The organism is Bacterioplanes sanyensis (assembly GCF_002237535.1).
Taxonomy (GTDB): Bacteria; Pseudomonadota; Gammaproteobacteria; order Pseudomonadales; family Oceanobacteraceae; genus Bacterioplanes; species Bacterioplanes sanyensis_A.
The window spans coordinates 1,812,086-1,839,042 of the sequence record NZ_CP022530.1; the positions used below are offsets into that span (position 1 = coordinate 1,812,086).

The 26,957-nt window shown below is 55.8% G+C and carries 29 protein-coding genes; 15 read left to right on the top strand and 14 right to left on the bottom strand.

Annotated elements, in window-relative coordinates; all coding sequences use genetic code 11:
• Window positions 1–7: 7 nt before the first annotated feature.
• Complete coding sequence (gene gatA / locus CHH28_RS08555; RefSeq protein ID WP_094059914.1) at window positions 8–1,462, bottom strand: Asp-tRNA(Asn)/Glu-tRNA(Gln) amidotransferase subunit GatA; 1,455 nt, start codon at window positions 1,460–1,462, stop codon at window positions 8–10.
• A gap of 25 nt (window positions 1,463–1,487) precedes the next feature.
• Window positions 1,488–1,775: an Asp-tRNA(Asn)/Glu-tRNA(Gln) amidotransferase subunit GatC gene (gene gatC / locus CHH28_RS08560; RefSeq protein ID WP_094059915.1), complete on the bottom strand. Its 288-nt coding sequence runs from the start codon at window positions 1,773–1,775 to the stop codon at window positions 1,488–1,490.
• Window positions 1,776–1,901: 126 nt separating this feature from the next.
• Here gatC and CHH28_RS08565 point away from each other — a divergent pair, with 126 nt between their 5' ends.
• From CHH28_RS08565 to CHH28_RS08595, 7 genes are all read left to right on the top strand, one after another.
• Window positions 1,902–2,939: a rod shape-determining protein gene (locus CHH28_RS08565; RefSeq protein ID WP_094059916.1), complete on the top strand. Its 1,038-nt coding sequence runs from the start codon at window positions 1,902–1,904 to the stop codon at window positions 2,937–2,939.
• A gap of 175 nt (window positions 2,940–3,114) precedes the next feature.
• Window positions 3,115–3,924 (top strand): rod shape-determining protein MreC, encoded by an 810-nt coding sequence (mreC, locus tag CHH28_RS08570; protein ID WP_269843688.1) that lies wholly within the window; start codon window positions 3,115–3,117, stop codon window positions 3,922–3,924.
• Complete coding sequence (mreD, locus tag CHH28_RS08575; RefSeq protein ID WP_094059918.1) at window positions 3,921–4,400, top strand: rod shape-determining protein MreD; 480 nt, start codon at window positions 3,921–3,923, stop codon at window positions 4,398–4,400. The genes mreC and mreD overlap by 4 nt, the downstream gene beginning before the upstream one ends.
• Window positions 4,397–4,996 (top strand): Maf family protein, encoded by a 600-nt coding sequence (locus CHH28_RS08580; protein WP_094059919.1) that lies wholly within the window; start codon window positions 4,397–4,399, stop codon window positions 4,994–4,996. The genes mreD and CHH28_RS08580 overlap by 4 nt, the downstream gene beginning before the upstream one ends.
• Entirely contained in the window at window positions 4,993–6,441 is a 1,449-nt protein-coding gene (rng, locus tag CHH28_RS08585; RefSeq protein WP_094059920.1) for a ribonuclease G, read from the top strand. Before CHH28_RS08580 ends, rng begins: the two co-directional genes overlap by 4 nt.
• Before the next feature lie 18 nt (window positions 6,442–6,459).
• On the top strand, window positions 6,460–10,440 hold the full coding sequence (locus CHH28_RS08590) for a YhdP family protein (protein ID WP_094059921.1): 3,981 nt from the start codon (window positions 6,460–6,462) through the stop codon (window positions 10,438–10,440).
• Window positions 10,437–11,249, top strand: coding sequence for a carbon-nitrogen hydrolase family protein (locus CHH28_RS08595; protein WP_199244033.1), 813 nt, complete (start codon window positions 10,437–10,439; stop codon window positions 11,247–11,249). The genes CHH28_RS08590 and CHH28_RS08595 overlap by 4 nt, the downstream gene beginning before the upstream one ends.
• A 9-nt stretch (window positions 11,250–11,258) precedes the next feature.
• Here CHH28_RS08595 and yjgA read toward each other — a convergent pair whose 3' ends face one another.
• The 12 genes from yjgA to CHH28_RS08655 form a co-directional block, all read right to left on the bottom strand.
• The gene (gene yjgA, locus CHH28_RS08600) at window positions 11,259–11,765 is read right to left on the bottom strand and encodes a ribosome biogenesis factor YjgA (protein ID WP_094059923.1); all 507 of its coding nucleotides are present in this window, start codon (window positions 11,763–11,765) and stop codon (window positions 11,259–11,261) included.
• A gap of 6 nt (window positions 11,766–11,771) precedes the next feature.
• Window positions 11,772–13,127, bottom strand: coding sequence for a magnesium transporter (mgtE, locus tag CHH28_RS08605; RefSeq protein WP_094059924.1), 1,356 nt, complete (start codon window positions 13,125–13,127; stop codon window positions 11,772–11,774).
• Window positions 13,128–13,285: 158 nt separating this feature from the next.
• Window positions 13,286–13,555: an HPr family phosphocarrier protein gene (locus CHH28_RS08610; RefSeq protein WP_094059925.1), complete on the bottom strand. Its 270-nt coding sequence runs from the start codon at window positions 13,553–13,555 to the stop codon at window positions 13,286–13,288.
• Between the two features lie 8 nt (window positions 13,556–13,563).
• The gene (rapZ, locus tag CHH28_RS08615; RefSeq protein WP_094059926.1) at window positions 13,564–14,424 is read right to left on the bottom strand and encodes an RNase adapter RapZ; all 861 of its coding nucleotides are present in this window, start codon (window positions 14,422–14,424) and stop codon (window positions 13,564–13,566) included.
• 65 nt (window positions 14,425–14,489) lie between these two features.
• Window positions 14,490–14,942: a PTS IIA-like nitrogen regulatory protein PtsN gene (ptsN, locus tag CHH28_RS08620; protein ID WP_199244034.1), complete on the bottom strand. Its 453-nt coding sequence runs from the start codon at window positions 14,940–14,942 to the stop codon at window positions 14,490–14,492.
• 8 nt (window positions 14,943–14,950) lie between these two features.
• Window positions 14,951–15,250: a ribosome hibernation-promoting factor, HPF/YfiA family gene (hpf, locus tag CHH28_RS08625; RefSeq protein ID WP_094059928.1), complete on the bottom strand. Its 300-nt coding sequence runs from the start codon at window positions 15,248–15,250 to the stop codon at window positions 14,951–14,953.
• A gap of 38 nt (window positions 15,251–15,288) precedes the next feature.
• Entirely contained in the window at window positions 15,289–16,758 is a 1,470-nt protein-coding gene (locus CHH28_RS08630) for an RNA polymerase factor sigma-54 (RefSeq protein ID WP_094059929.1), read from the bottom strand.
• A gap of 132 nt (window positions 16,759–16,890) precedes the next feature.
• Entirely contained in the window at window positions 16,891–17,616 is a 726-nt protein-coding gene (gene lptB / locus CHH28_RS08635; protein WP_094059930.1) for an LPS export ABC transporter ATP-binding protein, read from the bottom strand.
• Window positions 17,597–18,250: a lipopolysaccharide transport periplasmic protein LptA gene (gene lptA / locus CHH28_RS08640; RefSeq protein WP_094059931.1), complete on the bottom strand. Its 654-nt coding sequence runs from the start codon at window positions 18,248–18,250 to the stop codon at window positions 17,597–17,599. The genes lptB and lptA overlap by 20 nt, the downstream gene beginning before the upstream one ends.
• A complete protein-coding gene (lptC, locus tag CHH28_RS08645; protein ID WP_094059932.1) occupies window positions 18,231–18,791 on the bottom strand; it encodes an LPS export ABC transporter periplasmic protein LptC in 561 nt (186 codons plus the stop codon). Before lptC ends, lptA begins: the two co-directional genes overlap by 20 nt.
• Entirely contained in the window at window positions 18,791–19,768 is a 978-nt protein-coding gene (locus CHH28_RS08650; protein ID WP_094059933.1) for a KpsF/GutQ family sugar-phosphate isomerase, read from the bottom strand. The genes lptC and CHH28_RS08650 overlap by 1 nt, the downstream gene beginning before the upstream one ends.
• Window positions 19,765–20,727, bottom strand: coding sequence for a calcium/sodium antiporter (locus CHH28_RS08655; RefSeq protein WP_094059934.1), 963 nt, complete (start codon window positions 20,725–20,727; stop codon window positions 19,765–19,767). Before CHH28_RS08655 ends, CHH28_RS08650 begins: the two co-directional genes overlap by 4 nt.
• 233 nt (window positions 20,728–20,960) lie before the next feature.
• Between CHH28_RS08655 and CHH28_RS08660 the strand changes: the two genes are divergently transcribed.
• The 8 genes from CHH28_RS08660 (at window position 20,961) to hisD (ending at window position 26,896) form a co-directional block, all read left to right on the top strand.
• The gene (locus CHH28_RS08660; protein WP_094059935.1) at window positions 20,961–21,758 is read left to right on the top strand and encodes an ABC transporter ATP-binding protein; all 798 of its coding nucleotides are present in this window, start codon (window positions 20,961–20,963) and stop codon (window positions 21,756–21,758) included.
• Window positions 21,755–22,531, top strand: coding sequence for a lipid asymmetry maintenance ABC transporter permease subunit MlaE (gene mlaE, locus CHH28_RS08665; RefSeq protein WP_094059936.1), 777 nt, complete (start codon window positions 21,755–21,757; stop codon window positions 22,529–22,531). Before CHH28_RS08660 ends, mlaE begins: the two co-directional genes overlap by 4 nt.
• A gap of 2 nt (window positions 22,532–22,533) precedes the next feature.
• Window positions 22,534–22,995 (top strand): outer membrane lipid asymmetry maintenance protein MlaD, encoded by a 462-nt coding sequence (gene mlaD, locus CHH28_RS08670; protein ID WP_094059937.1) that lies wholly within the window; start codon window positions 22,534–22,536, stop codon window positions 22,993–22,995.
• Window positions 22,995–23,312, top strand: a complete 318-nt coding sequence (locus CHH28_RS08675) for an STAS domain-containing protein (RefSeq protein ID WP_094059938.1) — start codon at window positions 22,995–22,997, stop codon at window positions 23,310–23,312. The genes mlaD and CHH28_RS08675 overlap by 1 nt, the downstream gene beginning before the upstream one ends.
• A 62-nt stretch (window positions 23,313–23,374) precedes the next feature.
• Window positions 23,375–23,629, top strand: a complete 255-nt coding sequence (locus tag CHH28_RS08680; RefSeq protein ID WP_269843686.1) for a BolA family protein — start codon at window positions 23,375–23,377, stop codon at window positions 23,627–23,629.
• A gap of 9 nt (window positions 23,630–23,638) precedes the next feature.
• Window positions 23,639–24,904, top strand: a complete 1,266-nt coding sequence (murA, locus tag CHH28_RS08685; RefSeq protein WP_094059940.1) for a UDP-N-acetylglucosamine 1-carboxyvinyltransferase — start codon at window positions 23,639–23,641, stop codon at window positions 24,902–24,904.
• 20 nt (window positions 24,905–24,924) lie between these two features.
• Complete coding sequence (hisG, locus tag CHH28_RS08690; protein WP_094059941.1) at window positions 24,925–25,575, top strand: ATP phosphoribosyltransferase; 651 nt, start codon at window positions 24,925–24,927, stop codon at window positions 25,573–25,575.
• Between the two features lie 10 nt (window positions 25,576–25,585).
• Window positions 25,586–26,896: a histidinol dehydrogenase gene (gene hisD, locus CHH28_RS08695; protein WP_094059942.1), complete on the top strand. Its 1,311-nt coding sequence runs from the start codon at window positions 25,586–25,588 to the stop codon at window positions 26,894–26,896.
• Window positions 26,897–26,957: the final 61 nt, after the last annotated feature.

The following is a 26,957-nucleotide window of genomic DNA, read 5'->3' on the forward strand; positions in this document are numbered from 1 at the left end:
TGTCCTCTTAAGCGATATCAGCAGGAGCGTGCAGGTGCCAGTCGGTTACTTGCTGGTACTGGTGCGCGGCATTAAGCAAACGGGATTCATCAAAGTAGTTGCCGATTAACTGCAGCCCAACTGGCAGCTGGTCAACTTCACCGCAAGGGATCGACATGCCCGGCAAACCTGCCAGATTCAAAGCAATGGTGAAAATATCTTCCAGGTACATAGCCACCGGGTCAGCAGTCTTCTCGCCGCGCTTAAAGGCGGGGGTGGGCGTGGTGGGGCTCATGATGATGTCGACTTCTTTAAAGGCTTCGACAAAATCATTTTTAATCAAGCGGCGCACTTGCTGGGCTTTTTTGTAATACGCGTCGTAAAAACCAGCCGACAGCGCATAGGCACCGACCATGATGCGGCGCTTGACCTCAATGCCAAACCCTTCACCGCGTGAACGCTTGTACAGATCGTTAATATCCTGCGGGTCGTCGCAGCGATAACCGAAACGTACACCGTCCATGCGCGACAAGTTAGCGGAGCATTCCGCCGGCGCAATAATGTAATAGGCTGGAATGGCCAAGTGGGTATTTGGCAAAGAAATTTCTTTGACCTTAGCACCGAGTTTTTCGTATTCAGCAATGGCGTTGCGTACTTGTTGCTGCATGTCAGCGCTTAAGTCATCACGGAAGTATTCTTTTGGCAGGCCAATGGTCAAGCCTTCCAAGCTGTTATTCAGCTCGGCGCGATAATCCGGCACGGCTTGATCGACACAGGTCGAGTCTTTGGCATCAAAGCCGGCCATCACGTTCATCATCAGCGCCGCGTCTTCGGCGTTACGCGTTAATGTACCGGCCTGATCGAGGCTCGATGCATAGGCAATCATGCCCCAGCGAGATACCCGGCCATAGGTTGGCTTTAAACCAGTGAGGCCACAAAAAGCGGCAGGCTGGCGAATAGAGCCGCCGGTATCGGTGGCCGTAGCACCAGGCACTAAGCGAGCAGCGACCGCGGCCGCAGAGCCACCGGATGAGCCGCCTGGTACGCGGTCGGTATCCCACGGGTTGGCAACGGCGCCATAAAATGAGTTTTCGTTGGACGAGCCCATGGCAAACTCATCCATATTGAGCTTGCCCAGCGACACCGCACCGACGTGATTAAAGCGATCAATCACGGTGGCGTCGTAGGGGGCAACAAAATTGCTCAGCATTTTTGAACCACAACTGGTTAATACGCCGTTGGTGCAAAAAATATCTTTATGAGCGATGGGGACACCGGTCCAGAAGTCGGCATTGCCAGCGGCGCGACGTTCATCGGCGGCTTTGGCTTGTGCCAGTGCTTGCTGTTGAGTAACGGTGATAAAACTGTTGTAAGTACTGTCCAGCTGCTCAATGCGTTGCAACATGTGTTGCGTTAACTCGACGCTGGAGTACTCGCCGCTGTGCAAATCGCGTGCGATGTCGGCGATGGTTTTGTTGTGCATAAAATATCCTCGAATCGGCGCGCGGTTATTCCACTACTCGTGGAACCAAGAAATAGCCTTCGGCGGTGGCCGGTGCGACTTGTTGAAAATGCTCGCGCTGATTGTCTTCGGTGACGGCGTCGGCGCGCAGACGTTGCACGGCGTCCAGTGGATGAGCCAGCGGCTCAACATTGGCCGTATCAACAGCGGCCAGCTGGTCCACCAGATCGAGGATGCTGCTGAGATTTTTCTGGTATTCGTCGACTTGAGTTTCATCAATTTGCAAGCGCGCCAGCTCGGCAATGTCGCGCACTTGATTCTGATCCAGAGCCATGGTCTACCCCAGTTTGGATGCGTGTGATAAAGCGCAGCAGAGTAGCACAAATGCGCCTTGCTCTGAATCCCCACCATTGCTAGTCTTAGAGCCAATTTTTGCGACCTGCAAACGGGAATTGACTGGATGTTTAAAAAACTACGCAGCCTGTTTTCCAGCGATCTGTCGATCGACTTGGGAACGGCCAACACACTGATTTATATGCGCGAGAAGGGCATCGTTCTGAACGAGCCTTCGGTCGTTGCAATCCGCTTGCAAGGACACCAGAAAAGTGTGGCAGCCGTGGGCACAGATGCGAAGCGTATGCTGGGTCGAACACCGGGAAATATTCAAGCCATCCGACCAATGAAAGACGGCGTGATTGCCGACTTTGAAGTCACTGAAAAGATGTTGCAGCACTTTATCAAAAAGGTGCACGAAACCAGTTTTGTCGCACCCAGCCCACGGGTGGTGGTGTGTGTTCCTTACTTGGCCACTAAGGTGGAGCGCAAAGCGATTCGCGATTCTGTGATGGGCGCTGGCGCCAGCCGAGCTTATTTGATTCACGAGCCTATGGCCGCAGCGATTGGTGCTGGTTTGCCTGTGGATGAAGCGCGCGGTTCGATGGTGGTCGACATCGGTGGCGGTACCACAGAAATTGCCATTATCTCGCTCAGTGGCGTGGTTTACGCCGAGTCAGTCAAGGTCGGCGGTGACCGCTTTGACGAAGCCATTGTGGCCTACATTCGCCGCAACTACGGCAGCTTGATTGGTGAAGCCACGGCCGAGCGTATTAAGCAGGAAATCGGCACCGCTTACCCTGGCGGTGAAGTGCGCGAAATTGATGTGCGCGGCCGCAATCTGGCGGAAGGTATTCCGCGCAGCTTTACCCTCAACTCCAACGAAATCCTAGAAGCGCTGCAAGAATCGCTGGCACAAATTGTTCAGGCGGTAAAAGGTGCGCTGGAGCAATCGCCGCCTGAACTGGCATCGGACGTTGCCGAGCGCGGTATGGTGCTCACCGGTGGTGGCGCTTTGCTGCGCGATCTGGACAAATTGCTGGCGGAAGAAACTGGCCTGCCGGTGATTGTTGCCGATGATCCTCTGACCTGTGTGGCTCGAGGCGGTGGTCGCTTCTTGGAAAATGCCAGCGATCAGCAACTGGAAATGCTGGCCCTCGATTAACTCCTTGCGCCGTCGGCCTGGCAGCGCTGGCTCGATGCTGGTGCTGCAGGTGGTGCTGCAGGTATAGTTAGCCAATCTGGCTTAAGGTCATAGGCTTGCTGGCCCTAAGGAGAGCGCCGCTATCAAATCACAGTTTCAGCTACCACCATTGCAGAGCCAACGGGTCACTGTTCTGGTGGCCTTGGCGTTGGCACTCATGTGGGTGGATCATCACTATTCCTGGTTGCAGCCCGCGCGCATGGTGTCGGGTTACCTGCTAGAACCGGCACAAACCACGGCCATGGTTCCGTCGGCATTGGTGAATTGGTTTGGCGAATCGGCGGCTACCCGTCAGGAGCTGCTGCACGCCAACAAGCAACTCAGTGCGCGTAACTTGATTCTGGAAACTCGGGTGCAGCGGTTGGCGGCTTTAGAGGCCGAAAACATCGAGCTGCGCGAATTGCTTAATGCGTCGGAAAAACTCGGCAGCCGGGTGCTGGTAAGCTCAGTGTTAGCCGTCGACCCAGATCCATACAGCCAGCAAATTTTTATCAATAAAGGCAGCGAAGACGACGTGTTTGTCGGCCAGCCTGTGCTTGATGCCTATGGCTTGCTGGGGCAGGTGATCGATGTATTGCCCAGGCGTTCTCGGGTGCTGATGATTGCCGATTCCAACCACGCCATTCCCGTGCAGGTGAATCGCAACGGCGTGCGTGCCATCGCAGCGGGTACCGGTGCTCTGGATTCACTGGAGTTGATTTACGTGCCCAATACCGCCGATATCGAGGTCGGTGATTTGCTCATCAGCTCCGGCCTTGGTGGCCGCTATCCGAAAGGTTATCCGGTGGCGACTGTCACCCAGGTGGAAAATATTGCTGGTAAGCCGTTTGCCAGTGTGACCGCCAAACCCAGCGCTCACCTGGATCGCAGTCGCCATTTGCTGCTGCTGTTCAGCGACACACAGCCGCAAACGCCCGCTGAGTTCACTGCGGAGCAACCTAAATGAGCTTGAGTCACGTCGTATTAACACTGGCGGCCACGTTTTTGGCGTTTGTGCTGGAACACCTGCCGATGCCAGAGCTGCTCAGTTGGTTAGAGCCGAATTGGGTCAGTTTATTGGTCATGGTATTGGTGATTTTTCAGCCACGTATTTTTGGCTTATGGCTCGCCTGGCCACTGGGGTTAATGCTCGATACCGAACAGGGCGCACCGTTTGGGTTAAATGTGTGTGTGTTGCTGGTGCAGATCTTTGCCCTGCAGCTGATGCATCGCCGTGTGGTGCTGTTTCATTTTGTGCAGCAAATGGCGGTGGTGTTCTTGTTAATCGCCTTAGGGCAAGTGGTGTATTACTGGGCCATGGTATTGATGACGGGCGATGGTAAACCGGTATTGCTGTGGCAACCGGCGTTGGTGTCGGCGGCGCTGTGGCCTTGGGTTTATGGTCTGACCCACCTGTTATTAATAAGGATGCGTAGCCAATGATGTGTTTGGCGTCACGCTCGCCGCGGCGGGCACAGTTACTGCGCCAAATTGGCGTGCCTTTTTGGGTATCGGCCGCGGATATCGACGAAACCCCGCGAGCCAATGAAAGCCCGGCTGTTTACGTTGAGCGCATGGCGCGCGAGAAAGCACAGGCGCTGTTAGCCAGCACCAATGAGGTGGTGTTGGGCGCCGATACCAGCGTCATCATTGATGGCCAGATTCTCGGCAAGCCCGTCGACGAGCAACACGCGATGGACATGCTCAAGCTGTTGTCTGGTCGTTCGCATCAGGTGATCAGCGCCGTTGCGTTGGCGCAGCGCGGCCCAGATGGCGATCGCTGTGAGACCGTTGTGGTCATGACCGATGTTCAGTTTGCCGCCCTGAGCGACGCTCAAATCCGGAATTATATCGCCACCGGCGAGCCTAACGACAAAGCCGGTGCTTATGGCATTCAAGGCCTGGGCGCGGTGTTGGTAGAATCAATACAAGGTAGTCACAGCAATGTGGTGGGCCTACCGTTGTATGAAACCGCGCAATTGTTAGAGCGTTGGCAAGTGCCGCTGTGGCAGCCCAGTGCCAGTCAGGAGACAGCATGAACGCAGAAATTCTGATGAATCTGACACCGACGGAAACGCGCGTCGGTGTGGTCGAAAACGGTGTGCTGCAGGAAATCGTGATTGAGCGCACCAACCATCGTGGCTTGGTCGGCAATATTTATAAAGGCAAGGTCGTCCGTGTGCTGCCCGGTATGCAGGCGGCTTTTGTCGACATCGGCCTGGAGCGTGCAGCGTTTATTCACGCCGGTGAAATCAGTGGCGACAGTTCCACGCCGATCAATCAGTTGGTGCACGAAGGCCAAGCGCTGGTGGTGCAAGTCACTAAAGACCCAATCGGCACCAAAGGCGCGCGATTAACCACACAGCTGGCGATTCCGGCGCGCTATTTGGTGTTTATGCCCGATGCCGAGCACGTTGGGGTATCGCAACGCATCGACGACGAAGAAGAACGTGAGCGTTTGCGCCTGCTGGTCAACCAGTGCATGGAAGCCGAAGAAATGACGGGTGAAGCAGGCTTCATTTTACGCACTGCCGCAGAAGGCGTCGGTGAAGAAGAGATTCTGGCCGACATCCGCTACATGAGGCGCTTATGGCGCAAGCTGCAAGAGCGCATTAAAGCTTACAAGCCGTCGCGCCTGGTGTACGACGAGCTGCCACTGTCTTCGCGCACGCTGCGCGACTACGCGCGCCCGGAAATCGATAAGATCCTGATCGATTCGCGCGAAACCTTTGCCTATTTAAAGCAGTTTGCCGCTCAGTACGTACCTGAGGTGGAAGCCAAGCTGGAGTATTACCCAGGGCCTCGGCCATTGTTTGAGCTTTACAGCGTTGAGGATGAAATTCAGCGTGCACTGGAGCGCAAAGTACCGCTTAAATCCGGTGGCTATCTGGTGATTGATCAAACCGAAGCCATGGCCACCATCGATGTTAATACCGGCGGATTTGTCGGGCGGCGCAATCTGGAAGAAACCATATTCAAAACCAACTTAGAAGCGGCGACGGCCATCGGCCGACAGCTAAGATTGCGCAATTTAGGTGGCATTATCATTCTCGACTTTATCGACATGGCCGACCCTGAACATCAGCGTCAGGTGTTGCGCATGCTGGAAAAAGTGCTGGAGAAAGACCACGCCAAAACCAAAATCAGCGGCGTATCGGAGCTGGGTTTAGTCGAGATGACGCGCAAGCGCACCCGTGAAAGTCTCGAGCAGATGTTGATGGAGCCATGCTCCGCCTGTGATGGGCGCGGCACGGTAAAAACGGCCGAGACCATTTGCTACGAAATCTTCCGCGAAATCCTACGCGAAGAGCGCGCCTACGATGCCGGCACCTATCTGGTGTTAGCCAGCCAGGGTGTGGTGGATCGCCTGTTGGATGAAGACAGCAACAGCCTTGGTGACCTCGAAGAGTTTATCGGTAAGGCGATCAAGCTGCAGGTAGAAAGCCATTACGCTCAGGATGAGTATGACATCGTGCTGCAATAGCGCTGGAGTGGTGTGGTGATGCGCTGGATGCGCGAGCTGTGGCTGCAGCTGTGGATTACTTTGGTCGTTGCCTTGGTGTTGCTGGCACTGTACGTCAGTGTTGGTCGCCAATTGATTCCGCTGTTGGAAACCTACCAGCCCGACGCGCAACAATGGCTGAGCGACCAGCTGCAACAGCCGGTTGCGATGACGCAGTTGCAAGGCGGCTGGGACGGCCTGTCGCCGTTGGTTCGGGTGCAAGGTTTGCAACTCGGCCCGCCAGGACAGGGAATCTACATTGATCATGTCGAAGCGCTGCTGGATGTCAGTGCCAGTGCCTTTTATCGTCAACCTGTGTTTCGCAACATCGAAGTGCGCGGGGTGCGGGTCACCGCCGATGAAGTGGCCGAGCATGTGTGGCAGCTGGCAGATGACTGGCAGCTGGATCTCAATGCGCTAGCCGAGCGCGACTCTAGTCCAGTTGCAACGCCTGCCAACCAACGCCCGCTCTGGCTGGATTGGCTGGAGCTGCAGCACACCATTTCCTTTTCTGATTGGCAGCTAAACGGCAATGGCCTGCAGATTCAGGAGCAGCTGCTGGTCAAACAACTGCAATGGCGCAATCGCGGCAGCAGCCGGGTGCTGATGGGTGATGTCGCTTGGGGTACGGATGGTGAGCTGGCGGATATTCGTGTTACTGGGCGCTTGCAGGGGCCGCTGTGGCCGTGGCGAGCGCAGCAGGGCCAGCTATTTTTGCAAGTCGACGAGCAAAACTGGCAGCGCTGGGTACCAGACGCACTGCCGCTGGGTCTTTCCCTAGAATCGGCGCGCGCCGGCATGATGGCGTGGCTGACCCTCGAAGATGGGCAGCTGCAGCAAGTGTATAGCGTGGTGACCTTGCCAGAGCTGACGCTGGCAACCCAAGGTGAAGCGCTGCAATTGCAGCGTGGCGTGCTGCGACTGGACGGCAATAAGCAAGGGGATGGCTGGCAGGCACGGTTGCGTATGGGGTTCGAGCAATCGCTGCCATTGAGCGAGTTGTATTTGTCGGCAATCAATATGACCGACGACGAGAAGCACACCAGCAAAGGTTGGCAGCTGGAAATTCCTGGGCTGGATTTGCAGGACAGTGCTGAGTTTTTAACCCGTCATGCGTTGTTGCCAGATGAATGGCTGCGCTACCTGGTCGGATTACAGCCCAGCGGCCGCGCTGAACAACTGCGTGTGTCGCTACTGCCAGCGGCAGAGCCGCTGCAGCTGGAAGTGCAGTCGCAGTTGAATCAAGTCAGCATCGCCGCTTTCAATGGCATCCCGGGGTTGAGTGAGGTCGACGCGACGCTACAGCTGTTGCCGCAGCAAGGGCGCGTGCGCATCCGTGATGACTCGCTGCAGGTGTGGCTGGCAGACGTATATCAGCAGCCCTGGTCATTGGACAATGTTGCCGCGGACTTCGTCTGGGCCATTTTACCGCAGCACTATCAGTTGCAGTTGGAGCAGCTCACTGCCGAGTTAGACGGTACGCCCGTGACCGGTGAAGTGGGGCTGCGTATTGCTCGCGATGACAGCCCGGTGGAAGACAATACGTCGGTATTGCTGGGGTTGAACAACGCGCCGCTCACGCTGCAGCGACAGCTGGTGCCCAGCATTCTTGACCCTGAGCTGCGCCAGTGGCTGGATCAAGCCTTGGTGTCAGGCCAGGTGGAGCAAGCCATGCTGGCACTGAATGGCAGTTTGGGCGACGACGGCGAGCCGAGCATTGAGCTGTATTTGCAAGCGCAAGAGGTGCAGTTGCGTTATCTGCAAGACTGGCCAGCGATGACCGACTTGCACGGGCGCATGATGATGTCGTCTGGCGATATCGATGTGTGGGTGGATTCCGCCAGCACATTGGGCGGCGAACTGCAGCCGCACAGTGGGCGTATCAAACTGCGCCAGCAAAATGGCGAGCCTTGGCTGAACGTCGTCGGTCGTTTGAATGGCAACAGCGGTGACAGCTTGCGCTATTTTACCGACACCCCGCTACAGCAAGTGGTGAACGGAGCGCTGGATCAATGGCAGGCCGACGGGCCCATGCAGGCCGGCTTGGTATTGAACATGTTGCTGGCCGAAGCTGAGGCAATTCCGCATGTGCAGCTTGATATTGATGTCAGCAACAACCGTTTGTATCTGGGCGAGCTAGACCTCGAGCTGCAAGACATCGCCGGACAGCTGCAGTTTGACAGCCGCACCGGCCTTACTGCAGAGCAGCTGCAAGGGCGGGTCTTTGACGGTGCGTTCACTGGCCGTATTGAATCGGATGTGATCGCCGATGGCGACTTTGATTTACGCCTCAGCGCCGAGGGCCAGGGGCAATGGTCGGCATTTAAGCAATGGCTGCCGATTTTTCTTCTGGATCCAGTATCAGGGGAGTTGGGCTATGAGGCGCAACTGAGGCTGGCGGCGGACAAGCGCGGTGGTGTGCAGTTTGATCTGCACAGCGATTTAAGCGGGACACACATCGATTTGCCCTATCCCATGGGCAAAAGCGTGGAGCAGGTTCGGCCGCTGGCGATGTCGGTGGTGCCAGCGATTGATACCCGCATCGACTTCAACTATGACGACTGGATGAAAACCGTTGTGGCGCTGCGCAACGGCGAGCTGCATCGCGGCCAAGTCTATATCGGCGGCAGTGATGCCTTTCTGCCGAGTGACCCGGGTGTAGAGGTGCGCGGGCGCATCGACACAGAAATCAGCGGTGCCGACTGGTTTGCCACCTGGCAACACATGCAGCAGTTATTGGCTGACAGCGATGCTTCTGAGTCTGACCAGGAACCAGACCAGGAACCAGGCTTTGAGCCAGACCAGGTCGAATCTGGGCCGCTGCGGTTAATTGACTTGCAGCTTGAGCAAGTGGATATGTGGGGCATTGCCAGCGGTGCCTCGAGGGTCGTGGGGCAGCAACAGTTTGGGGAGTGGCAGTTCCGCCTAGACAGCCCACTGATGACGGGTGACATTGCCATTGCCGCAGACAGCCGTTTGCCGCTGCAACTGGAGCTGGAGCATATTCATTTGCCACTCAGCGAAGGCGGTGAAGCACAGGCCATTGGCCCACAGCAAGACCCATTGCAAGACATGATCCCAGCTGACGTACCCGCCTTTGATATGCGCTTGGCGGAGCTGTACATCGGCAGCCGTAATTTGGGCCGTTGGCAGTTAAATAGCCGCCCACAACAGGGTGGCTTGGTAGTGGACATCGACGACAGTGACCTGAAAGGCCTGCGTATGCTGGGCAGCATGAACTGGCGCTTAATCGACGGGCAACATCACACTGAGTTGAACAACGTCAGTATTACCAGCAGTGACATAGGCAAGGTGCAGCGCCAGTTCCGCCAAAAGGAAGTGATCAACGCCGAGGACACCCGTTTACTGGCGCAACTGAGTTGGCAAGGCTCGCCCATGGCCTACAACACCCAAAGCTTGGATGGCGTGGTGTCGTTGAATATGCGCAACGGCAACATGGCCGCTGAGGGAGCCGATGCGCTCAAAGCGTTTGGTATTTTGAACTTGGGCACCATCAACCGCCGCTTGCAGTTTGACTTCTCGGACCTGTACCAGTCCGGTGTGACCTTCGATGTACTTAAAGCCAAAGCCAATTTAGACGATGGTATTTTGAACCTGACTGAGCCCTTGGTGATGGATGGCCCCGGCAGCAAGTTCTTATTGTCTGGCAGCAGTAACCTGAACTACCAAACGTTGGATATGAAGCTGGCGGTGACTTTCCCTGTGTCGGGTTCGCTGCCACTGGCGGCATTTTTGACCGGGCTTGCGGCGCTGCCGGTGGCGGCGTCGATTTATGTCACCGAACGCTTGGTCAGTGATGAGCTGGAGCGCTTTACCAGCGCCAGCTACACAGTGCGAGGCACCTGGACGGAGCCGCAGCTGACCATCAACCAAGCGTTCGATAATGAAGTGGATGGCAAAACCAGTCGCACCTTGATGGAGCGACTGCGTGGAATTAATCCTTTCCGAGGTGAAGAATGACAAATCACTCTGCTGCAGTGGTGCAGATGTGCTCCATTGCTGACGTAGAAGCCAACTTAGCGGCGGCGCATGCGCTGGTCGCCGATGCAGCGCGCCAAGGTGCGCGGTTAGTGGTGGTGCCGGAAATGTTTTTGACGCTGGATGGCAGCCAGTTTCAGTCGTTGGCCGCTCGTTCTGACCTAGTCAGTACGTTAGCAGCTTGGGCACAGGATTTAGGCATCTGGCTGGTGGCTGGTGCCATTCCTCTGCCGAGTCCAGATGATGACGTACGTTTGCGCTCGGCTTGCTGCGTCTTTAATGATCAAGGCGAGCAGGTAGCGCGCTACGACAAAATTCACTTGTTTGATGTCGATGTCGGTGATGCCCAAGGCAGTTATCAGGAATCGGATCGCTTTGCTCCAGGTGAGCAAGTGGTGGTGGTCGATACACCCGTCGGGCGCCTAGGGCTGGCGATTTGTTACGACCTGCGCTTTGCGGAGCTGTTTCAGCGTTTGGCCGACCAAGGAGCTGAGCTTATTTCACTGCCTGCTGCCTTTACGCACCGTACTGGCGAAGCGCACTGGCAATCACTGCTGCGCGCGCGGGCGATTGAACAGCAATGTTTTATCCTGGCCGCCAATCAATGTGGTTGGCACGATGACAAGCGCCAGACCTGGGGGCATTCACAAATCATTGATCCTTGGGGGCAGGTGCTCACTGAGCTAGGCCATGAATCGGGCGTAGCGCTGGCGGATATTGATTTGAGTTGGCAGCAGGAAGTGCGGCGTCGTATGCCAGTGCAGCAGCACAGACGCTTAAACAAGCCGTGAGCGGCGGTCTTACTGTTCGTTCATTTGCCCTTTGATGAACTGAAACAGCTGCTTGTAGTGTTTGCCGGTTTTGCCGCTGTCATGCTCCTTGCGCGCATTGCGCACCAAGTTGCGCAAGTGCTGGCGGTCAAGATTGGGAAACTCGCTCATAAACTCCGCCATGGCGCTGTCGTCTTCCACTAAGCGACTGCGCCACTGTTCTTGTTGGCGCTGTACACGGCCATAGAGTTCGCTGGATGGGTCCAGCAAATCGAGCTGTCGGCGAATGTTGTCGATGTCTTCGCTGCGCATTAATTTGCCGATGTACTGCAAATGACGACGCTTGGCTTCGTGCTGTTTTAAGCGTTTGCTTTCTTCCAGCGCCGCCACCAATGTGTCGCTGAGTGCAAACAGCTGCCACTGCTGGGGCGACAGTTCCGTTAGCTGGCGCCCGATCTCCTGCAACCGTTCCATTTCACGTTTTAGTTCGGACTTACTGACGAAATCGTCGTCTTCAAAATCTGGGTAATCAGTCATAACACTTTATAAATAGAACAGGGTCGCGAGCCCCAAAAAAGATAAAAAGCCGACCACGTCGGTCACTGTGGTCAGCACCACTGAGCCCGCTAGAGCCGGGTCGATGCCACGTGCTTTCATAATCAATGGCAAGGCTGCTCCGCTGACGGCAGCGACCAATAAATTGATAATAATGGCGGCGCCTATGATGGCAGCAATGCCAGGGTCGCCAAACCACAGCAAGGTAATGGCGGCAATCACCAGCGCCCATAATACACCGTTGATGGCGGCAACAATCAGTTCACGATTAAACAGCCAGCGAAAATTAGCCGAACTTAAGTGCCCCAAAGCTTGGCCTCGAATCACCAAAGTCAGTACCTGGCTGCCGGCAATGCCACCCATGCTGGCGACAATCGGCATCAATACCGCCAGCGCCACCACTTTTTCAATGGTGGCGTCGAACAGGCCGATGACCGCAGATGCCATAAATGCGGTAATCAGGTTGATACCGAGCCAAACGGCGCGGCGGCGACTGGTTTTTAACGCCGGAGCAAAGGTGTCTTCTTCATCGTCCAGACCGGCCATGCTCATCAGCGAGTGGTCGGCGGTTTCGCGAATCACGTCGACCACATCGTCAATGGTGATGCGGCCGAGCAGCTGTCCTTGAGCATCCACGACGGGGGCGGATACCAGGTCATGGCGCTCAAACAGTTTGGCGACTTCGGTCTCGTGCTGGCTGGCATGAATAACGCGCGTGTCCGTCGACATCACTTCGCGCACGGTCTGTTGCGGGTCGCCGACCAACAGTTTGCGCAGCGACAGTGAGCCAATAAATTCATTGTTACGGTTGACCACCAGCAGTGCATCGGTCATGTCGGGCAGTTCTTTGTGGCGACGCAAGTAGCGCAGCACCACTTCCAGCGTGATGTCGGCGCGAATGGTGATCGTGTCGGTGTTCATCAAGCCGCCAGCGCTGTCTTCCGGGTAACCCAGCACCTGCTCCAAACGTGAGCGATCTTGCTGATCCATCACGTCCAGAACTTCCTGCGTTACGCGCTCAGGCAGCTGTTGCAGAATGTCGGCGACGTCGTCGATGTCGAGGTCGGAGGTAACATTGGCCACTTGCTCAGCGGTCATGTCACGTAAGAAGTGACCCTGCAGCTCTTCGCTCAGGTGCTGCAGCACCTCACCTTCGAGCTCGCTGTCGACCAGCTCCCACAGAATTTCCCGCACTTTCGGCGGTGAGGACTCCAGCAGGTGGGCCACGTCTTGCGGCGCTAGGCCTGAATTAATCAGACGCTGTACCGTCGCCAGCGAGCCGCTCTCTAACGCAGCGTTGACGCTGTTTAGTCTGGCTTTGGCTTTTTCGCTGTGCTGGGCCATGGGCGGTGCTCAGAAGGTAATGAAACAGACGGACAGGTACCGCAAGCAGCGGCGAGATACGGATAATTCTAGCTGGAAACCGCGATATAGACTACGAAACTGCTCGCAAATGTGCGTGTAGTGAATTGATTTTACGCGGAAAAGCTCGGCCGAGAAGGCTATTCGCCTTCGTCGAAGCGGCGGTTGATCAGATCTTCTAAGGCGGCGATGGCTTGCTCGGCATCTTCGCCTTCGGCTTGCAACAGGATATTGGTGCCTTTGCTGGCGGCCAGCATCATCACTGCCATGATGCTTTTGCCGTCGACCAATCGGTCTGGGTAGCCGACACGAATGGTGGCCGAGTGTGCCGCTGCGGTGGACACCAGTTTGGCGGCCGCGCGTGCATGCAGGCCAAGTTTATTGATGATGGTGATTTCAGTCTTAATCATGATGGAGGTTAAGTGTCCCGCTGCAGTTCCCGATGGCGCACTTGAACATTAGCGAACTGCTGGCGAAATTGTCCAGCCAGCTGCTCTGCCATGTACACAGATCTGTGTTGTCCGCCCGTGCAGCCGATGGCGATGGTCATGTAGCTGCGATTGCTGTCAATAAACCCAGGCAACCAGGTTTCGATGAACTGGCGGATGTCCTGTTGCATGGCGCCAACCTGCGGCTGGGCACTGAGGTACTCCTGCACGGGTTGTTGCAAACCGGTGAAGTCGCGCAGCTGCATCTGCCAATACGGGTTGGGTAGATTACGCACATCAAATACATAGTCGGCGTCGATGGGGATGCCTTTTTTAAAGCCAAAAGACTGAAACAAAATGGCGATGTCGTTGTTTTGGCGTTCGGCGACACGCAGTTTGATCAGGCTGCGCAGCTCGTGCACCGACATATTGGTGGTATCCAGCGTCAGGTCGGCCATATTGGCCAGTGGCTCGAGCAGCTGCTGCTCTGCGGCAATGGCCTCGGCCAGCGACACCTGTTCATTGGTAAGCGGATGTTTGCGCCGAGTGGCACTGAAGCGCTGCAGTAAGGTCGGCTCGTTGGCATCCAGGTAGACCACTTCGAGCTGATTTTCAGCCTGTGGTAGTTGCATCAGCACTTCGCTAATACCATCGCTGGTTTGCGACAGATTTCGGGCATCGATGCTGACGGCCACCTTGGCCAGTCGCGGATCGTTTTCAATTTCGCTGGCCAGCGCGGGCAACAGTGGGATGGGCAAATTATCGATGCAATAAAAGCCCAAGTCTTCCAGCACATGCAGAGCACTGGATTTGCCGGAACCGGAGCGGCCACTGATAACGACCAATCGCATAACCTGTCTCCTGTGAATGATGGTGTCGAGTGATTGCTTGGCGCTTGCCAGCCTCGCTCAATACATTACTCAGCGTTGAGTGCGCGTTGAAACAGCTGCTGCTCGCTTGGTGCATTGCGCAAAGCGCTGCGAAATTCTTCGGTACTGAAATTACGGGCCAGCATGGCCAGCACTTGCAAATGCTCTTCCGTGGCTTCCTCTGGCACTAACAAGGCAAAGACCAGGTCGATGGGCTGTTGGTCGATGGCATCGTAGTCGATGGGTGTTTGCAGCCTGAGCAGCACGCCCATCGCTTGTTGGCATTCTTTTAACCGGCAGTGCGGAATGGCAATGCCTTCGCCAATTCCGGTACTGCCCAGACGCTCGCGCGTCAACAGGCGCTCGTAGATATCGTCCGAGGAGCTGTCCTGCAGCCGTTCACCGACAAAGTTGGCCAAGTACTGCAGGAGCTTTTTTTTGCTAGAGGCGGGCACATCGATTTGTGCCCGGTCTGCGGTGAGAATATCTTCGATGCGCATGATGGAACTCAGTGGCCTTGTTTACGGGCGACTATTTTTTCTTTGTGTTTGATGACCTGGCGATCCAGCTTATCAACCATAGAATCAATCGCCGCGTACATATCGTCTTGCTCACAGCTGGCGTGCAAATCCGCACCGCTGACGTGGATGGTGGCCTCAGCTTTCTGGCCGCTTTTTTCCACGGTTAATGTCACTTGCCCTTGGGTTATGTTGTCGAAGTGACGCTCCAGCTTGGCCATTTTTTCTTCCACATAGGCCTGCAATGAATCAGTAATTTCGACGTGATGACCACTGACGTTGATTTGCATATCCAGACTCCTTTAGCTGTTGGATGTCGCAATGGTTGCTAAACCAGTTGCTTCCGCTCGTTGGACGGTGGAATTAACATGGCTTCGCGGTATTTGGCCACCGTTCGACGGGCGACCTTGATGCCTTTATCTCCCAGCATGGTAGCAATTTTATTGTCACTCAATGGCTTACGGGCATTTTCTTCGGCAATCAGCTTTTTGATCATGGCACGGATTGCGGTGGATGAACATTCACCGCCACTGTCGGTGCTGACATGGCTGGAAAAGAAGTATTTCAGCTCAAACACACCGCGCGGCGTGTGCATGTATTTTTGTGTGGTGACGCGTGAAATGGTTGATTCGTGCATCCCCACCGCTTCGGCGATATCGTGCAGCACCAGCGGTTTCATGGCTTCTTCGCCTTGCTCGAAAAACTCGATCTGGTACTCAACGATCTTGGTGGCAACGCGCAGCAAAGTATCGTTGCGGCTTTGCAGGCTTTTGATAAACCAGCGCGCTTCCTGCAGGTGATCTTTTAAAAAGGTGTTGTCAGCGCTGTTGTCCGAGCGTTTGACCAGCGAGGCGTAGTCGGCATTAACGCGCAATTTCGGAGCGATGTCCGGGTTCAGCTCGACGCGCCATTCACCGCGCAGCTGGCGCACCAGTACATCGGGCACGACATATTCTGCTTGTTCTGGGCTGACGCTGGCGCCGGGCTTAGGGTTCAGCTCTTTAATCAGGCGTAAAACGGCTTTCAGATCGTCTTCTTTCAACCGGGTTTTACGCATCAGCGTGGCGTAGTCACGGCTGCCCAGCAATTCGATGTGCTCATCGATGACCTGAATGGCTTGTTTCAGCCAGGGTGTATCGGCAGGCAGTTGGCGCAGCTGCAGCAACAAGCATTCGCGCAAATCGCGCGCAAACACACCGGCAGGCTCGAACTGTTGCAAGCGATGCAGCACCGCCAGCACCTCTTCTTGTTCGATTTCATGCTCGGCGTCGAAGCTGTCGACCACATCGTCAATGCTGGTGTGCAGGTAACCGTCGGCGTCGGTGCCGTCGATCAGCATGATGGCGACGTCTCGGTCCAACTCCGACATCGGGGTCAGGTTCAATTGCCACAACAAATGGTCTTGCAAATCGTCGGTGGTGGCGTGACGCGAGTCGTAATCAAAGTCGTCATCTCCAACCGGCGCGCTGCTAGATACTCCGGCGGTGGCTTGGTAGGTGTCTTCCCACTGGCTATCGACGGGCAAATCTTCGGGCAGTTGCTCATTTGACCACTGCTCATCCACCTCTGCGCTGTCGGCTTCCTGGCTGCTGCTTTCGCTGGTATTGGTGTCGGTGGGCGATTCGGCTGACGGAGTGTCGTCCTGTTCTTCCGTTTCCAGCATGGGGTTGGAATCAAGCGCTTCTTGGATCTCTTGTTGCAGATCCAAAGTGGAGAGTTGAAGCAAACGGATGGCCTGCTGCAGCTGCGGCGTCATGGTCAGCTGCTGGCCCATTTTGAGCTGGAGTGAAGCTTTCATAGAACTCTAAAAATTACCTAATCGGCACACTATGTGCTTGGCATTATAGGTCATGAGCTTGGGCGAAGAATACAGCTTTACGACGTTTCCTTGCCTTTGATCAGGCATGATAGCCCTTTGCCGAGGTCAGGATCAAAGACGAAAATCATCTCCTAAATAGACTTTACGTACCTGTTCATTTGCTAACACTTCGTCGGCCGTGCCTTCGGCAATGATGTGGCCGCCGCCGACAATGTAGGCCTTTTCGCAGATGGCCAGCGTCTCGCGCACGTTGTGATCTGTGATCAACACGCCAATGCCGCGATTTTTAAGCTGACGAATGATGTCCATAATGTCCGACACTGAGATGGGGTCGACGCCAGCGAAGGGTTCATCCAGCAGAACAAAAGCAGGCTCTGCCGCCAATGCTCGGGCAATTTCCACACGCCGGCGCTCACCACCAGACAACGCCATACCCAAGCTGGCGCGAATGTGCTGAATATGAAACTCATCGAGCAGCTGCTCTAACGCTTTTTTGCGCTGCTTGCGGTTAAGATCGCGGCGCGTCTCTAGAATCGCCATGATGTTATCGGCCACGGTTAGCTTGCGAAAGATGGAGGCTTCTTGTGGCAAATAGCCGATGCCACGGCGCGCACGGCCATGCATGGGCAGATGACTGATGTCGTCGTCATCGATGCGAATGCGGCCTTTGTCCGCTTGCACCAAGTTCACGATCATATAAAAACAGGTAGTTTTGCCGGCACCGTTCGGGCCGAGCAGCCCGACAATCTCGCCGCTGGCAACAGACAAGGACACATCTTTCACCACCTCACGGCCATTGTAACTTTTGGCCAGGTGCTCAGCTTTCAGGGTTTTCATTGATGCTGTCTACGTCTGTTGTGGGGGCTGTTGCGGGCGCTGGTGCTTGCTGTGGCTCGCTGTTCGCGCTGGTATCGTCGCTAGCCTCGGGTGCGGCGGTGCTATTTTCTGTGGCACTGCTGTCGGTTGCCGTGCTGGTTTGCGGTTGAATCACCACTTTGATGCGCTGGCTGCCATCGTCTCCGGGGGTTTTCTCGCCACCTTGGGCGGAAATGGTGTCGCGCAGCATGTCGTAGCGGATTTGCTCACCGCTGAACAGGTTGCCGTCTTGCTCCAGGCGCGCACCGCCTTCGATCAGGATTTCGCGCTTTTGCGCAAGATAGTCGATGCGCTCACCACGCGCGCGCGTTGGCGTATCGCCAGTGCTGATGATTTGCTCATAGCGCGCCGGGGTACCGCGTGCCGTGACTCGCTCCAGCAGTTCGCCGTTGCGAAACAGCAGCAGTTGCTCGGCTTCAATGCGCAAAGTGCCCTGGGTCAAAGTGACGTTGCCTTCATACATCACCATGCCGGTTTTTCTGTCCAACTCAGCGTGGTCGGACAAAATGGTCACCGGCTGTTGCCAGTCCTGTTCCAAGGCCAGGCTGCAGCTGGCCAGCAGTAGCAACAATGCGCTACTGATTAGTCGGATCATACTGGGTGTTAACCTCCTGATGAAAGCGCATGCGTTGGCGCTTGAGATCCAATGTCATACCGACGGCGCTAATTTGAATGCGCATGTGATCGATGCGCACCGGCTGCTCGGTATGAGCGACTTGTTGTTCAATATCGTAGTGCAGTTCTGAGGTGGTGATGACAATGGCATCACGGCGATCGACGGTACGCACCTCGACGTTATCACTCAACGTCAGTTGTTGTTCGCCATCGGACAGCACACCGCTGGCGGCTTGAATCTGCCATGTGGTGGATTGCTGGTCCAGCGCGGTGATCAGCGGGCGCTGGAATTCAGTATGCCGAGTGGCGGGATAATGCACAGAACTGTGCGCTTGCAAGCGTTGTACGCGCTTGCCATTGGCGTCAAAGCGGTCGCTGATCAGACCATCACCATAATAATCCGGCTCATTGATGTTGCGCTCGCTGGTGCTCTGCTCCCAGCTGGCTGTGTAACGATCCACCGCCAACAAGGCCGCGCCGAATATCAGCGTCAGCAGCAGAAGCAAGTAGCGCTTGCGCATCAAATCACTCCGGCGCGCAGCATGTCGTGCATGTTCAACACACCGACCAGGCGCTGTTGCTCCATTACCACCAGAGCGCTGATCTTATTGTCTTCCATCTGCTTTAATGCTTCGGCGGCCAGTGCACCAGGGGTGGTGGTTTTGCATTGATGGGTCATCACATCGGCAATCTGAGCTTGCTGGATGTCGACGCCTTGGTCGATGGCGCGACGCAAGTCGCCGTCGGTAAAGATACCGAGCAGGTTGCCTTGCTCATCCTGCACTGTGGTCATGCCAAGGCCTTTTGAGGTCACTACCAGCAGCGCTTGCGCCAGCGGCGTTTGTGGCGAAACGGATGGAATCTCGTTGCCACTGTGCATGATGTCTTCCACTTTCAGCAGTAAACGTCGGCCGAGCGAGCCACCTGGGTGGGAAAAGGCAAAATCTTCGGCGGTAAAGCCGCGCGCTTCTAACAACGCAATGGCGATGGCATCGCCCATCACCAAAGCGGTGGTGGTGGAGGACGTTGGCGCCAGATCCAGCGGGCAAGCCTCTTGCTCTACACCGGTATCCAGATGTGCCGTCGCGGCCTTGGCCAGGGTGGACTCTGGATTACCAGTCATACTAATCAATGCAGTATCGAGACGCTTAAGCAGTGGCAACAAACTGGTGACTTCGGCTGTCTCGCCTGAATTGGACAGCGCGATAACAACGTCATCGCGGGTGATCATGCCCATGTCGCCGTGGCTAGCTTCGCCTGGGTGAACAAAAAATGCCGGAGTGCCGGTACTGGCCAGCGTGGCAGCCAGTTTTTTGCCAATGTGCCCAGACTTGCCCATACCGGTGACGACCACACGGCCGGGGCACTGCAGCAAGGTGGCGCAAGCCAGCTCAAACGCACCATCGATGCGCTCAGACAAAGCCGCAATGGCCTGTTGTTCTAACTGAATCGTGCGCTTAGCGGACTGAATGTAATCGAAAGAAGAATTAGTGGTCATGCTTGTGCCATAAACATCAAAAGGACGAGATAGCCGACATAACTGCCGGTTAAGACTGCACCAAATGGGCGCGCAATGCGGCCGGAGCGGTAGCTGAGCAGCAGAATAAGACCGAGCGCAAGGGTCGCAACCATCATGACGCTAAAGTCACGATAGAGTGCCATCGGCTCGACTGCTGTGGTGGCTAAAATGCCCGGAATCGGCATTACGGCGAGCAGGTTGAAAATATTGGAGCCAATCACATTGCCCACCGCAATGTCGTGGTGGCCCTTCAGCGCACTGGCAATCGAGGCCGCCAACTCTGGCAGGCTGGTACCAATGGCGACAATGGTCAGGCCAATGATCAAATCACTGACCCCAAAGGCGACGGCGATTTCCGTCGCCCCCCACACCAGCATGCGTGAACTCAGCATCAGCGCTAATAAACCGGTCAGTAACCAGAACAGCGCTTGGCCGGTAGAAGTATGTTCGATGGCCTCGGCTTCTTCGTCATCGACGATGGGCTCGCCCGACTCGCTGGAATCTTGGAACATCAAATACAGAGCAAATATCAATGCAGAAATAAGGATCAGTGCGTCGATCCAGTTGACCTCCAGATCGGCCAGGGTCAAGCCACCAATGATGCTGATCAGCAGCAGCAGTGGCATCTCTTTGCGCACCAGCTTCTTCTGAATCGGGATAGGGCTGACCAACGCCGTAATGCCCAGCACCATTAAAATGTTGGTAATGTTGGAACCTAAAGCGTTACCAATGGCGAGATTGCCCGCGCCATCGAGCGAAGCCATGGCCGAGACAAACATCTCCGGCGCCGAAGTGCCGATGGACACAATGGTCAGGCCGACCAACAAGGGTGACATGCCGAGTTTGCGGGCCGTGGCGGCGGCACCGATAACGAATTTATCGGCGCTCCACACCAGAACGATCAACCCTGCCAAAACGGCCAGGTAAGCGGTCAGCATAGTGATGTGCAATCCAAGACTATAAAAGTGCGCCATTGTACCTGAGGCGGGGGGAGGCGCAATTGTGGCTCCGTCAGTGACTGTCGAAAGACGTCGAGCCAGCCGGAACAGTGAGTTGTGCCAACTGGGTTGGAGAACACGTTGGCCAGGCTTGGTGCGCTTAGCCCGATTCCGCTATGCTTGCGCGGCAGTTTGGTATAGCAACCGGCTTTTGCCCCGCCAATTGAGGTGACATGGACCCCTACATATCAATTAAAGAGCTGAGTTTTCGCCGTGGAGAGCGGCTGATTTACGATCGCCTCAGCGTCGACTTTCCGCGTGGTAAGGTGACGGCTATCATGGGCCCAAGTGGCACAGGTAAAACCACATTATTGCGCTTAATTGGCGGTCAATTACGCCCAGAGCGTGGCAGTGTCGTGGTCGATGGTACCTCGGTAACGCAATTAAACCGGCGCCAATTGTTTGAGTTGCGGCGGGAAAAAATGGGCATGCTGTTCCAAAGTGGCGCCCTGTTTACCGACTTGTCGGTGTTTGAAAACGTGGCGTTTCCGCTGCGCACGCACACCGACCTGACCGACAGCATGATTCGTGACTTGGTATTAATGAAGCTGGAAGCCGTTGGTTTGCGCGGCGCTCATCAATTGATGCCGAGCGAACTCTCGGGCGGTATGGCGCGGCGTGTTGCGCTGGCACGCTCGATTGCGATGGACCCAGAGTTGATGCTGTACGACGAGCCGTTCACCGGCTTGGACCCCATCTCTATGGGCATGATTGTGAAACTGATTCGTGCCCTCAGCGAAGCACTGGGGCTGACCAGTTTGCTGGTCTCCCATGACGTCGAAGAATCGTGCAGCATTGCCGACTATTTATGCCTGGTGTCTGACGGGCGGGTGATGGCGTTTGGCACACCTGAGGAATTAATCAATGGCGATAACGCCGAAGTGCGGCAGTTCTTGCGCGGCGACCCTGATGGTCCGGTACCGTTCCATTACCCAGCCCCCGATTATCGTCAGGAGTTGTTGTCGTCATGATGTTACGTAAGTTGGGTGTGCGCGGAGTATCCGCCATGCAATCTATGGGGCGAGCGGCCATGTTGCTGTGGCGTTCGGTCAGCTGGGGCGGACCAGGCAGTGCCGGTGGTCGCGAGCTGATCCAGCAAATCCACGCAGTGGGCGTACGCTCCTTGTCCATCATTATTGTGGCGGGCTATTTTGTCGGCATGGTGTTGGGCTTGCAGGGCTATACCATTTTGATTGATTTTGGCTCAGAGGCTGCGCTCGGCACCATGGTGTCGCTGACACTGCTGCGTGAGCTAGGACCGGTAATGACCGCCTTGCTGTTTGCCGGCCGCGCCGGTTCTGCGTTAACGGCAGAAATCGGTTTGATGAAAACCACCGAGCAGTTGTCCGCCATGGAGATGATGGGCGTCGATCCACTCAAGCGTGTGATTACGCCGCGTTTGTGGGCTGGCATTATTTCGGTACCGATTCTGGCGCTGCTGTTCAGCACTGTCGGAATTTGGGGTGGTGCGTTTGTCGCTGTGGATTTGCTCGGTATTGATGAAGGCGCTTACTGGGGCAATATGCAAGCGTCGGTGGAGTTTTATGAAGATGTCGTCAAAGGCATCGTTAAATCGGTGGTGTTTGGTGTGGTGGTGACCTGGATTGCTGTTTTCCAGGGTTTCGACTCTGCGCCTACCTCAGAAGGTATTGGTAAAGCCACGACCCAGACTGTCGTCATTTCTTCGCTGGCGGTATTGGGGCTGGATTTTGTGTTAACCGCGATCATGCTGGGAGGCGTGTAATTATGCAAATGCGGTATGTCGAACTGACCGTCGGCGCGTTTATGGTAATGGGCATTGTGGCGCTGGTGTTGATGGCGTTTCGAGTCAGTGGTCTGACGCAACAAGCGGCGGGCGATACTTACACCATTAAAGCGCGGTTCGAAAACCTGGCGGGTTTAAACGAGCGAGCCAAGGTCTCCATGTCGGGCGTGACCATTGGCCGTGTGACGCGTGTCTATCTTGACCAAGAGTGGTACTCAGCCGTAGTGGAAATGGAAATCCATGAGGACGTCGCCACACTGACGCGCGACACCTCGGCCGCCATTTTGACCGCTGGCCTATTGGGCGAAAAGTACATTGGTCTGACCGTCGGTGCCGACCCAGAATACCTGGAAGACGGCGATTGGATAGAAGACACGCAATCGGCGCTGGTATTAGAAGAGTTGATTGGACGCTTCTTGTTCAACAAAGCGGAGAGTGGCTGATGAGCGTACCAACGCTGACGGCTGATGGCAGCAACCGGGCGTTGCTGCGCGGTGATTTGACGCTGGCCACGGTGACGCCCCTGGCGCGTCGTGGCTGTTGCCTGATCAGTGCCGCCGAAGACAGTTGGACGGTCGATATGAGCGGCGTTGAGCAAGTGTCGAGCGCTGCGGTGGCATTGCTGCTGAACTGGTATCGCTACTGCCAGCAACGTGAATTGACGCTCAGCATTGTGGCCATGCCCGAGCGCTTGCGCCCGATTCTGGCGATCAGCGATTTGCAGCCGCTGTTTGAGCCGCTACTGACACCATCGCAGTGAGGCCTTGTCAGTGTTATCTGCCGCTATTATCCGCTATGATTGCCCGCCCAAAGTAAGCTGAAATGAGTGGTAAAGCGGTTATGTCACCGGCTGAAATTCTGCAAATTCTGCAATCTGAAGCGCCTGAAGTGAACTGGACCGTTGACGGTGATGGTTACAAGTACCAGGTGCACGCGGTAGGCGACGTGTTCAGCGGTTTAAATGCCGTTAAGCGCCAGCAGTTCGTTTACCAACTACTGAATCCCTACATTGCCGATGGTCGCATTCATGCCGTTACCATCGTCGCACAAACGCCTGCTGAGCATTCAGGCGCCTGAGACACATTCATGGACAAACTTAGTATTCGCGGCGGCCGCTGTTTAGACGGCGACATCCGCATTTCTGGTGCCAAAAACTCGGCATTGCCCATTCTGGCCGCCACTTTGCTGGCCGATGGCGTCATGCATGTTGGTAACCTGCCGCATTTGCACGACATCACCACCATGCTGGAGCTGTTGGGCTGTATGGGCGTGCAAGTGGCGGTCAACGAAGACATGTCGGTGGAAACCGACTGCGGCCAAATGACCAGCTATGTGGCGCCCTACGATTTGGTGCGCACCATGCGTGCGTCGATTCTGGTGCTCGGCCCGCTATTGGCGCGCCACGGCAAAGCCGAAGTGTCCTTGCCAGGTGGCTGTGCCATTGGTAGCCGGCCGGTGGATTTGCACATCCGTGGGATGGAAGCCCTGGGAGCCGAAGTGGATGTGGTCGACGGCTACATTCAGGCCCATGTGCCGGGTGGTCGCTTAAAAGGCGCGCACATCTTCTTTGATACCGTCACTGTGGGCGGCACTGAAAATGTGATGATGGCTGCGGTATTGGCGGATGGCGAAACTGTTATCGAAAATGCCGCACGCGAGCCTGAAATTGTCGATCTGGCCAATTGCCTGATTGCCATGGGCGCCAAGATTGAAGGCGTTGGTACCGATACGCTGACCATTCAAGGTGTCGAGCGTCTGGAAGGGTGTCACTTTGATGTACTGCCAGACCGCATCGAAACCGGCACCTATTTGGTGGCGGCAGCGGTGACCGGCGGCCGGGTGAAGTGCAAAGACACCGACCCGCTGTTGCTGGAGGCAGTGCTGCACAAATTGGAAGAGGCCGGTGCCACAATTACTACCGGCCCAGATTGGATCGAGCTGGACATGCAGGGGCGCAGACCAAAGGCGGTTAGCGTGCGCACCGCGCCACACCCAGCTTTCCCGACCGATATGCAAGCGCAGTTTGTGGTGCTCAATGCAGTGGCCGAAGGCACCGCCACTGTCACCGAAACCGTGTTTGAAAACCGCTTTGTACACACCCAAGAATTGGTGCGTATGGGGGCGGATATCCACGTTGAGGGTAATACCGCCATTGTGACCGGCAAGCCTGGTTTAAATGCCGCGCCGGTGATGGCGACGGATTTGCGTGCCTCGGCGTCGCTGGTGATTGCTGCGTTGGTGGCGGAGGGTGAAACCGACGTCAATCGCATCTATCACATCGACCGTGGTTACGAGTGCATTGAAGAGAAATTCCAACAATTAGGGGCCGATATCCGCCGGGTATCGGCCTGATCACGAGGATCAGCAAGCGTATGACTCAGCCTTTGACCATCGCCCTGTCTAAGGGCCGTATTCTGGATGACACCCTGCCACTGTTAGCCGAGGCGGGCATTCATCCAGCCGAAGACATCAAAAAGAGTCGCAAGCTGATCTTCGATACCAACCATGACCATATTAAATTGGTGGTGATTCGCGCCACCGACGTGCCCACTTATGTGGAGTACGGTGCTGCCGATTTGGGCGTAGCGGGTAAAGACGTGCTGATGGAATACAACAGCGACGATCTGTGCGAACCGTTGGATCTCAACATCGCCACCTGCCGTTTAATGACTGCGGCGCTTAAAGATGCCGAGATGCCGCAAGGGCGCTTAAAAGTCGCGACCAAGTTTGTGAATGTGGCCAAGCGCTATTTTGCAGAGCAAGGTCGCCAGGTCGACATCATCAAACTGTACGGTGGCATGGAGCTGGCGCCCATCATGAATCTGGCCGACATGATTGTCGACATCGTGGACACTGGTAACACCTTAAAAGCCAACGGGCTTGAAGCACGCGATTTGATTGCGCCCATCAGTTCGCGCTTGGTCGCTGGTCGTGCCGCGATGAAGGTCAAACACGCCCAAATACAGCCGATAATCGATCAGATGGCCGCCGCTGTAGAGCGTCAACGCACTGAATCGGCTTGAGGAGAGTCGCATGAGCCTCGACATTCGTCGTTTAGATGCATCACAGCCTGATTTCGTTACGCAACTCGATGCTTTGTTGGCCTGGGAGTCGGTTTCCGATGCCCAAGTCCAGGCCACGGTGACTGGTATTTTGGCCGAGGTAAAGCATCGTGGTGATGCTGCCGTGGTCGAATACAGCAACCGCTTTGATCATGTGCACGCCATTTCCATGGCCGAGCTAGAGCTGGGGCAGGAGCGATTGCAGCAAGCATTGCAAGGTTTGCCAGAGGAGCAGCGTCAGGCGTTAACAACCGCCGCCGATCGTGTGCGCCGCTACCATGAGCAGCAAAAGCAAGAATCGTGGGATTATCGCGAGGCCGATGGCACCTTGCTCGGGCAAAAAGTGACGCCGATGGATCGCGTTGGGATTTATGTACCCGGCGGTAAGGCGGCGTATCCATCGTCGGTATTGATGAACGCCATTCCTGCGCATGTGGCGGGCGTACAAGAAATCATCATGGTGGTACCGACTCCGGGCGGTGAGTTAAATGAGCTGGTATTAGCAGCTGCGGCGGTTGCCGGTGTCAGCCGGGTGTTTACCATTGGCGGCGCACAAGCGGTGGCAGCGCTGGCTTACGGTACAGAAACCGTTCCGCCGGTGGATAAGATCGTCGGCCCTGGCAACATTTATGTTGCCACTGCCAAACGTCAGGTGTTCGGCACCGTCGGTATCGACATGATTGCCGGCCCATCGGAAATTCTGGTGGTGTGCGACGGCGATACCGATCCGGACTGGATCGCCATGGATCTGTTCTCTCAGGCCGAGCACGATGAGGACGCACAAGCGATTCTGATCTCGCCAGATGCCGATTTCCTCGACCGCGTGCACAGCAGCATCGAGCGTTTATTGCCCGATATGCAGCGCCACGAAATTATTCGAACGTCGTTGCTTGAGCGTGCGGCGCTGATTCACGTCAGCGACCTGGATGAAGCTTGCCGGGTTACCAATCGCATTGCGCCAGAGCACTTGGAGCTGTCTGTCGCCGACCCACAGGCTTTGCTGCCACACATCCGCCACGCCGGTGCGATATTTATGGGCCGCCACACGTCTGAAGCGTTAGGCGATTATTGTGCTGGCCCTAACCACGTGTTGCCAACCTCGGGCACAGCGCGTTTTTCATCACCGCTGGGTGTGTATGATTTCCAGAAGCGCTCGTCGCTGATTATGTGCTCGCCTGAAGGTGCCTCTGAGCTGGGCAAGACGGCCTCGATATTGGCGCGCGGCGAGCAACTCGAAGCTCACGCCCGCTCAGCGGAATACCGTATCTTAGGCGATGATTAATAGCGTATGAGCTTGAATAAAAAAGAGCGCCGAGGCGCTCTTTTTTATTGCCGAACGAAAC

Coding starts and splice junctions, on each gene's coding strand:
- yjgA (WP_094059923.1), bottom strand. CDS start 11,765: ATGACTGATTACCCAGATTTTGAAGACGACGATTTCGTCAGTAAGTCC.
- gatA (WP_094059914.1), bottom strand. CDS start 1,462: ATGCACAACAAAACCATCGCCGACATCGCACGCGATTTGCACAGCGGC.
- CHH28_RS08590 (WP_094059921.1), top strand. CDS start 6,460: ATGCGCTGGATGCGCGAGCTGTGGCTGCAGCTGTGGATTACTTTGGTC.
- gatC (WP_094059915.1), bottom strand. CDS start 1,775: ATGGCTCTGGATCAGAATCAAGTGCGCGACATTGCCGAGCTGGCGCGC.
- CHH28_RS08680 (WP_269843686.1), top strand. CDS start 23,375: ATGAGTGGTAAAGCGGTTATGTCACCGGCTGAAATTCTGCAAATTCTG.
- mreD (WP_094059918.1), top strand. CDS start 3,921: ATGAGCTTGAGTCACGTCGTATTAACACTGGCGGCCACGTTTTTGGCG.
- CHH28_RS08580 (WP_094059919.1), top strand. CDS start 4,397: ATGATGTGTTTGGCGTCACGCTCGCCGCGGCGGGCACAGTTACTGCGC.
- mgtE (WP_094059924.1), bottom strand. CDS start 13,127: ATGGCCCAGCACAGCGAAAAAGCCAAAGCCAGACTAAACAGCGTCAAC.
- CHH28_RS08655 (WP_094059934.1), bottom strand. CDS start 20,727: ATGCTGACCGCTTACCTGGCCGTTTTGGCAGGGTTGATCGTTCTGGTG.
- ptsN (WP_199244034.1), bottom strand. CDS start 14,942: ATGCGCATCGAAGATATTCTCACCGCAGACCGGGCACAAATCGATGTG.
- mlaD (WP_094059937.1), top strand. CDS start 22,534: ATGCAAATGCGGTATGTCGAACTGACCGTCGGCGCGTTTATGGTAATG.
- CHH28_RS08610 (WP_094059925.1), bottom strand. CDS start 13,555: ATGATTAAGACTGAAATCACCATCATCAATAAACTTGGCCTGCATGCA.
- hisD (WP_094059942.1), top strand. CDS start 25,586: ATGAGCCTCGACATTCGTCGTTTAGATGCATCACAGCCTGATTTCGTT.
- hisG (WP_094059941.1), top strand. CDS start 24,925: ATGACTCAGCCTTTGACCATCGCCCTGTCTAAGGGCCGTATTCTGGAT.
- murA (WP_094059940.1), top strand. CDS start 23,639: ATGGACAAACTTAGTATTCGCGGCGGCCGCTGTTTAGACGGCGACATC.
- CHH28_RS08630 (WP_094059929.1), bottom strand. CDS start 16,758: ATGAAAGCTTCACTCCAGCTCAAAATGGGCCAGCAGCTGACCATGACG.
- rapZ (WP_094059926.1), bottom strand. CDS start 14,424: ATGCGATTGGTCGTTATCAGTGGCCGCTCCGGTTCCGGCAAATCCAGT.
- rng (WP_094059920.1), top strand. CDS start 4,993: ATGAACGCAGAAATTCTGATGAATCTGACACCGACGGAAACGCGCGTC.
- hpf (WP_094059928.1), bottom strand. CDS start 15,250: ATGCAAATCAACGTCAGTGGTCATCACGTCGAAATTACTGATTCATTG.
- CHH28_RS08595 (WP_199244033.1), top strand. CDS start 10,437: ATGACAAATCACTCTGCTGCAGTGGTGCAGATGTGCTCCATTGCTGAC.
- lptA (WP_094059931.1), bottom strand. CDS start 18,250: ATGATCCGACTAATCAGTAGCGCATTGTTGCTACTGCTGGCCAGCTGC.
- CHH28_RS08660 (WP_094059935.1), top strand. CDS start 20,961: ATGGACCCCTACATATCAATTAAAGAGCTGAGTTTTCGCCGTGGAGAG.
- lptB (WP_094059930.1), bottom strand. CDS start 17,616: ATGAAAACCCTGAAAGCTGAGCACCTGGCCAAAAGTTACAATGGCCGT.
- lptC (WP_094059932.1), bottom strand. CDS start 18,791: ATGCGCAAGCGCTACTTGCTTCTGCTGCTGACGCTGATATTCGGCGCG.
- CHH28_RS08650 (WP_094059933.1), bottom strand. CDS start 19,768: ATGACCACTAATTCTTCTTTCGATTACATTCAGTCCGCTAAGCGCACG.
- mlaE (WP_094059936.1), top strand. CDS start 21,755: ATGATGTTACGTAAGTTGGGTGTGCGCGGAGTATCCGCCATGCAATCT.
- CHH28_RS08565 (WP_094059916.1), top strand. CDS start 1,902: ATGTTTAAAAAACTACGCAGCCTGTTTTCCAGCGATCTGTCGATCGAC.
- CHH28_RS08675 (WP_094059938.1), top strand. CDS start 22,995: ATGAGCGTACCAACGCTGACGGCTGATGGCAGCAACCGGGCGTTGCTG.